The 2698-nt window shown below is 74.2% G+C and carries 2 protein-coding genes; one reads left to right on the top strand and one right to left on the bottom strand.

Features of this window, described 5'->3' with window-relative positions:
* Window positions 1–67: 67 nt before the first annotated feature.
* A complete protein-coding gene (locus tag OZN99_RS29200; protein ID WP_270938728.1) occupies window positions 68–934 on the bottom strand; it encodes a 2OG-Fe(II) oxygenase in 867 nt (288 codons plus the stop codon).
* A 159-nt stretch (window positions 935–1093) separates the two neighbouring features.
* Between OZN99_RS29200 and OZN99_RS29195 the strand changes: the two genes are divergently transcribed.
* The coding region (locus OZN99_RS29195; RefSeq protein WP_270938727.1) for an ABC-F family ATP-binding cassette domain-containing protein at window positions 1094–2698 on the top strand (1605 nt) is incomplete at its 3' end.

Raw genomic sequence — 2698 nt, 5'->3', positions numbered from 1 at the left:
CGCCGGCCAGTGCCCGCCACGGCCGACCAGCCGGCCGAGCGCAGCGCGGGCGCGGTCGCCGTTCACCTCACGCCTCCCGCCGGCCGCCGCGCAGCGCGTTGCGCAGCCCGTCGCGCAGGCTGAAGGCGATGGGCGGCACCAGCGACCGCGCGAAGGCCTTGAGTCGCGTGCTGCGCCGGCCCGGCAGGAAGGTGATCGGCGCCCCGCGCTTCACCGCATCCGGGTCAGGGCTCCAGTAGAAGACCGAGACCGAGCGGCGCGACCGGTCCGGCGGGCAGCGCATGGCGTCGGGGAAGCCGTGCAGCGTCTCCGCCGTGGTGGGGAACAGGACGGCGCGGTTGAACAGCGGCGCGACGCGCGCGCCGGCCGCCGTGGCGCCCGGCGCCCAGAGCTCCAGCGCGCCGCCCCAATCCTCGTCCCAGTCGCGGTTGAGGTAGACGATCAGGTTCAGCCGGCGCAGCAGCGGCAGGTGCGGGTGCTGGGTCCAGTCGGCGTGGATGTTGAGCCAGCCGCCGCGGAAGCTCTCATGCATGCCGCCGCCGTGGAACATCGGGTCGGCCACCAGGTCCTCGATGCCGGTCACCTCCCGCAGCCAGGCCAGGAAGGGCTCGGAGCAGAGCTGCCAGAGGAAGGCGTTGGCATAGGCCGGCACGCCGATCAGCCCGCGCGAGGTGCGCTTGATCTCGTTGGCCGTGTCGTACTTGACCCAGCCGGCGGGCGTCACCTCGCCGGGGAAGTCGGCCGCGACGCGGTCGAGCACGCCGGGGTCGAACAGGTCGTCGAGGACGACATGCGGGTAGGGGCTGGCCGCGCGGTAGCGGGCGGCGATGGCGTGCCGGTCCGCAACCAGCCGGGCGAAGGGGATCATCCTGGCGATCTCGCTGTCGAAGACCGGCGGCACCCTGCCTTCCATCGCCTGCGTGGCTGCCGACATGCCTGCCCCCCTCGTCGCGTTGCGGCCAGCCGGGGGCGATAGCCGAGCCGGCGGCGCGCCCGAACACACGGGTCGTTCAGCCGGCAACACGGTTCGGCGAGGCCGCCCCGCGGCCATGCCCTTCCGCCCGCATGGGCTTGCGGCCTAAACACCGGCGCCATGACGGTGCTCGCCATCCGGAACCTGATCCTCCGCGTCGGCGGCCGCGCGCTGCTGGAGGGCGCGGACCTGACGCTCGACACCGGGCGCCGGCTCGGCCTGATCGGGCGGAACGGGGCCGGCAAGTCGACTCTGCTCAAGGCCATCATCGGCGAGATCCAGCCCGATGGCGGCGAGATCCGCCTCGCCGCCCGCGCGCGGCTGGGCCATGTCGCGCAGGAGGCGCCCGGCGGCGAGGGCACGCTGCTGGACGCCGTGCTCGCCGCCGACACCGAGCGCGCAGCGCTGCTGGCCGAGCTCGACGGCCATCCCGACCCGCACCGGACGGCCGAGATCCATGAACGGCTGATCGCCATCCGCGCCGATGCCGCGCCGGCGCGCGCGGCCGCGATCCTCGCCGGGCTCGGCTTCGACGAGGCGGCGCAGGCGCGGCCGCTCGCCTCCTATTCCGGCGGCTGGCGGATGCGCGTGGCGCTGGCCCGCGCGCTGTTCCTGGAACCCGACCTGCTGCTGCTGGACGAGCCGACCAACCACCTGGACCTGGAAGCGACCATGTGGCTGGAGGGCTGGCTGGCGCGCTTCCCCGGCGCGGCCATCGTGATCAGCCACGACCGCGGGCTGCTGGATCGCTGCGTGGACGTCATCGCGCATCTCGACCGCGGGAAGATCACCACCTACCAGGGCAATTTCGAGCAGTTCGTGCGGCAGAAGACCGAGCGCGCCGCGCAGCAGGCCGCGGAGGCGGCGAAGATCGCCCGCGCCCGCGCGCACATGCAGGCCTTCGTGGACCGCTTTCGCTACAAGGCGAGCAAGGCGCGCCAGGCGCAGTCGCGGCTGAAGGCGCTGGCGAAGCTGCCGCCGCTGGAGGCGGTGGTCGAGGACACGCCGACCCGCTTCGCCTTCCCCGAGCCGGAGCAGCTCTCCCCGCCGGTCCTGGCCATCGAGCGGGCGGAAGTCGGCTATGGCGGGCCGCCGGTGCTGCGCAACCTGGACCTGCGGGTGGACCAGGACGACCGCATCGCGCTGCTCGGCGCCAACGGCAACGGCAAGTCCACGCTGGCCAAGCTGCTGGCCGGCCGGCTCGCGCCCGGACGCGGCGAGGTGCGGCGCGCCGCGCGGCTGAAGGTGGGATTCTTCGCCCAGCACCAGGCGGAGGAGCTGGACGCCGCCGGCACGCCGCTGAGCCATATGCAGGCCGCGCTGCCGCGCGCGACGGAGACGCAGTGCCGCGCGCAGCTGGCCCGCTTCGGCCTGGCCGGGGAGAAGGCGGAGACGAAGGTCGCGCAATGCTCGGGGGGAGAGAAGGCGCGGCTGCTGCTGGCGCTCTGCACGCGCGACGCGCCGAACCTGCTGATCCTGGACGAGCCGACCAACCACCTGGACATCGATGCGCGCGAGGCGCTGGTGAAGGCGCTGGCGGACTTCGAGGGCGCGGTGCTGCTGATCACCCACGACCCGCACCTGGTGGAACTGGTGGCCGACCGGCTGTGGCTGGTGGGCGACGGCACGGTGGCGCCCTTCGAGGGCGACCTGGACGACTATCGCGCGTTGCTGGCCGAACGCGCCCGCGCCGCGGCGCGGGAGGGCGCGGCGCCCGCGGCGGAC

Source organism: Falsiroseomonas oryzae (genome assembly GCF_027856955.1).
GTDB lineage: Bacteria > Pseudomonadota > Alphaproteobacteria > Acetobacterales > Acetobacteraceae > Falsiroseomonas > Falsiroseomonas oryzae.
The sequence above is the reverse complement of the archived record's forward strand: the minus strand, read 5'-3'. Positions and strand labels throughout refer to the sequence as shown.